This is a genomic window from Butyrivibrio sp. WCD2001, from assembly GCF_000424485.1.
Taxonomy (GTDB): domain Bacteria; phylum Bacillota; class Clostridia; order Lachnospirales; family Lachnospiraceae; genus Butyrivibrio.
Genome location: NZ_AUJZ01000045.1, coordinates 1 through 3,756, shown reverse-complemented (window position 1 = coordinate 3,756; position 3,756 = coordinate 1). Strand labels below are relative to the sequence as shown.

The window sequence follows — 3,756 nt, the reverse complement described above, 5'->3', positions numbered from 1 at the left end:
GAGCAATACTTTTATACAACATCTCAGCCACCAGACTGGGGGACGAGCTACAGCAGCTACTATTTTGACTATTCGACAGGAACTGCAATAGAGAAACGTTCCGTCCAGGGTGTTCCAAGAGAAGTGTATGTGAAGATGACGATAAAGCCTTCAGATTGGAGTACGAACTGGAAGTATTACTATAAGAACAAGACAGTAAACAAAAAGACAAAGAAATATCAATTATCAGAATTATATAAGAAAAAGCCCAAATGGAAAGCAAATACTTTCTTTAGGAAAGATACAGTGTATGATGCACCGGCATGGCAGGCTGGCAAATACTATTGGAAAAAGAGCGCAGGTACATATGCTCCAGCATTTGTATCGGGCTCTTTTTTCTATGCAACAAAAGCAGTTCCTTCCTTTAAGGCAGGAAAATATTACGAGAAAGGTGATTACCCATATTGGAGCAGCGGGAAATATTACAAGGCGGTTGAGTATCAGCTCTTTCCAACGTGGGCAAAGGGTGCATTCTTTACTAAGGTTGAAGATCACTATGCCGCTTTAGTAGAGGGCGCTCTTAAAAAGATAGCTGAATACCAGGAAAAGGATGAGCTTGGAATAGAGCTTAAAGATGGTAGAGAGTATGACATCAATGATATTGTCGGAGCTTCTGACGAGGTTACCGGCCTTTCTGCAAAAGCACGTGTGATTCAAAAGACAGTAAAAATAAAAAGAGGCATCACTACGATCACGTATGATGTTGGATAGGAGGAGAGATGGTAGAACTTGTAACTGGACATAGAGGAAAACCTCATGTAACTGCGCTGCAGGCAGCAAGAAATAATGCAGGTATTCTGGGGAATTCAAAAAGTGTTGTTTTCTTTGAGGCAGACGGGAAATTCGAAATGACTGTGATGGATGGATTGAGAATGAAACTTAGTGAAGGATGTGGTTATGCTGGAGGCAGATTTTTTGAGATTACAGAACCTATTTATCTGCAGGCTGATACTCTTGAAAACTCATCTTATTACAGACGTGACAGGATAGTACTTCTTATCATAGAAAACAATATTACAGGTGAGGAGAGGGCAGAATTCAGGTATCTGCAGGGGAGCGAAGAAGGTACAAGTCCGATGGGGATTGCAATTCCTGAAGACCCTACAGAAACTGAGAATGAAAATGATAAAGTCCTCAGATGTTTTTCAATTGCCTCGTTATTTACGAGAGCGACACAGTTTTCTGCTGTGTATAAGGAATTCTATAGCTTTTCGGGGGCCTATGAGCTTCAAAAGGATCTGGAGAGTACAAAGAAAGATCTTAATTCTATAAAGGAGTCTTTTCAGGATGGCTGTAAGAAGATAGCAAAAGCATGTACCAACAAGGGCGTTTCTACAGCCGATAACGCAAGCCCTGATACCATAGTGACTAATATTGGTAAAGTATATGACAAAGGCAAAGCAGATGGAAAAGTGAAATGGAAAGCAGAGAATTTGACTATTACTACAGATTCTTCCGTGGCTTTACCGGCAGAAAGAGCTACATCCTGCACAATAACGATGGTAGAGTACAATGGCTCACAAGCTAATATATTATGTCCTGGACCGGTTGGTACTCTTGGAAATAAAGGAGATAGTGTGACTTTCAATCCGATGCAGAAAGGTGGAAAAGTAGTGACTATCGTAAGGACCGGGGCACAGAAGCCTATAAAGTGTTCATATACGATGACTTACGAATGATAGGAGGAGAATATGAATTTTACAACAGAGCAGGCAATCCTTGTTATATGCGGTCTTATAGGGGCTGCGATAACATTCATAACACTGATAGAAAAGATAACATCGATAATCACGCTTGCCAAAGGTCCTATCTCGGAACTCGACAAGAGGGTCAGTGCATTGGAGCATAAGGCAGATCATTATGATCATTACTTTAATAATGACAAGCGAAGGATAGAGTATCTTGAAAGAACAATGTCTGTGACAATCAGGGCTCAGTTTGCACTTGTTCGCCATGCCATAAATGGTAATGATATAGACCAGTGTAGGGCTGTAGAGAAGGAACTCCAGGAGTTCTTATCGAACCAGGGACAGGAAAGAGGGTGGACGCCTTATGGTGAAAAAACTGAATAAAAACAGATGGCTGTGGGAATTTTCAAAGAGAGTGGTGCTTATATGTACTGCTCTTTTTGTTATTGGGGATGTTTATTCGATGGGGGTAATGCTTCTCTATGAAAACTTCGACAGCCTTCCTACATTTATCGATTGCAATACGCAGATCCTTAGGGACTGCGTTTTTGCATATATGGTCAAGAGTGGCCTTGAGAACATTTTTAAGATCAGAGGAGGATATGGAGAATGAGAGATTTTGTAACAAGGATTACATCAAGGAAGTTTTTACTTTGTTTTGCAGCATTTCTTGCATCTATTGGTGCGAGTGTAGCAGGTATCCAGAGCGGAAATAACACAGTTACAGCTATCGGTACTGTATGTACGGTACTTTCTGCAGCAATCTATGCAGCATGTGAAGCTTATGTGGATGCTTCCGGGAAGGAGGGGAAGTGAGCTATACAGCAGAAGAGTTTCTTAGTAAGATAAAGCCTCTTGTAATTGTTGATGCCAAGAGCACAGGTATCCTGGCATCGCTTACTGCAGCTCAGGCTTTTATTGAGAGTAATAAAGGAAATAGCGGTCTGACTGTTAAGGCAAACAACCTTTTTGGCATTAAGGGGAATTATAACGGTCAGAGTGTTACCATGAACACCAAGGAGTATGTGAATGGTAAGTACATCACTATAGCAGCTCCCTTTAGGAAGTATCCGTCATGGAAAGAATCAATTGCAGACCATTCTGCAATGTTTCATAGGATGAAGAGGTACAGTAATCTAATTGGCTGCAGGGATTATAAGACCGCTTGCCAGAATGTATACAGGGATGGCTATGCTACTGGCAAGGATTACGATAAGACACTTATAAAAACAATTGAAAAATATGGGCTTTTTGCATGGGACGGTGAAGCAGGAGATATCATCGAGAATCCATACAAAGAGCCCTTATTTAATGTAAAGGCTGGTATGAAGGGAGATTCTGTTAAATGGGTTCAGACTCAGCTCCGTACAAAAGGATATAGCCTTTCTATCGATGGTGATTTTGGGCCTAAGACAAAAGCAGCCGTAATCCAGTTTCAGAAGGCTTCTGGTCTTGATCCGGATGGTATTGTAGGAACACTTACACGTAACAAACTTAAATAGGCAGCAAAAAAATAGCTTGTGATTATATTGTGACATCAGTGTCGTGTTTATAGAACAGTGATTTTGTTAAAGTATGATCATCATCTTGCGGCCGCCTTGATGGTAACAAGCTATTTTTTATGTAAGGAGTTTTTTATGTGTAGATTTTGCAATGAAATGAACCCGAACATGGATGTTCGCGATAAAGAGTTCTTTTCGGATGATATTGATTTTGGATTCGCTGGAGTACTGTATTTTACGGGAACAATAGAGTTACAGACAAAATCATTGAAGATAGGAATTGTAAACTGGGACGGTGATGCCAAGGAGTATAGAAAAAAGATATCATATTGCCCGTTTTGCGGAGAGAAGCTGCAAGACATCATTGCTTAAGGAATTGAATAATTGACACATAGGACATCAGGAATTCACCTGGTGTCCTTTTTATTTGGAGGAAATGCTCATGATATGGGATAAAGTAAAGAACTCGATAACATTAACAAGAATAGCTGCTTTTGGGATGTGGCTTGTGCTGCTTACAGTGACGG

Annotated in this window: 7 protein-coding genes; all 7 read left to right on the top strand. The window is 40.6% G+C overall.

From position 1 onward, the window contains the following. On the top strand, positions 1-750 hold a 750-nt coding region (locus G630_RS25190), incomplete at its 5' end, for a hypothetical protein (RefSeq protein WP_026499358.1). 8 nt (positions 751-758) lie between these two features. After that, entirely contained in the window at positions 759-1,718 is a 960-nt protein-coding gene (locus G630_RS0117645) for a hypothetical protein (RefSeq protein WP_026499357.1), read from the top strand. Positions 1,719-1,730: 12 nt separating this feature from the next. Continuing rightward, positions 1,731-2,111 (top strand): hypothetical protein, encoded by a 381-nt coding sequence (locus G630_RS0117640; RefSeq protein WP_026499356.1) that lies wholly within the window; start codon positions 1,731-1,733, stop codon positions 2,109-2,111. Continuing rightward, the gene (locus tag G630_RS0117635) at positions 2,092-2,340 is read left to right on the top strand and encodes a hypothetical protein (protein ID WP_026499355.1); all 249 of its coding nucleotides are present in this window, start codon (positions 2,092-2,094) and stop codon (positions 2,338-2,340) included. The genes G630_RS0117640 and G630_RS0117635 overlap by 20 nt, the downstream gene beginning before the upstream one ends. Continuing rightward, positions 2,337-2,543, top strand: a complete 207-nt coding sequence (locus tag G630_RS0117630; RefSeq protein ID WP_026499354.1) for a hypothetical protein — start codon at positions 2,337-2,339, stop codon at positions 2,541-2,543. Before G630_RS0117635 ends, G630_RS0117630 begins: the two co-directional genes overlap by 4 nt. Then, the gene (locus G630_RS22640; protein WP_049946291.1) at positions 2,540-3,229 is read left to right on the top strand and encodes a glucosaminidase domain-containing protein; all 690 of its coding nucleotides are present in this window, start codon (positions 2,540-2,542) and stop codon (positions 3,227-3,229) included. The genes G630_RS0117630 and G630_RS22640 overlap by 4 nt, the downstream gene beginning before the upstream one ends. Positions 3,230-3,364: 135 nt before the next feature. Next, positions 3,365-3,601, top strand: coding sequence for a hypothetical protein (locus tag G630_RS0117620; protein WP_026499353.1), 237 nt, complete (start codon positions 3,365-3,367; stop codon positions 3,599-3,601). Positions 3,602-3,756: the final 155 nt, after the last annotated feature.

Coding starts and splice junctions, on each gene's coding strand:
- G630_RS0117645 (WP_026499357.1), top strand. CDS start 759: ATGGTAGAACTTGTAACTGGACATAGAGGAAAACCTCATGTAACTGCG.
- G630_RS0117640 (WP_026499356.1), top strand. CDS start 1,731: ATGAATTTTACAACAGAGCAGGCAATCCTTGTTATATGCGGTCTTATA.
- G630_RS0117635 (WP_026499355.1), top strand. CDS start 2,092: ATGGTGAAAAAACTGAATAAAAACAGATGGCTGTGGGAATTTTCAAAG.
- G630_RS0117630 (WP_026499354.1), top strand. CDS start 2,337: ATGAGAGATTTTGTAACAAGGATTACATCAAGGAAGTTTTTACTTTGT.
- G630_RS0117620 (WP_026499353.1), top strand. CDS start 3,365: ATGTGTAGATTTTGCAATGAAATGAACCCGAACATGGATGTTCGCGAT.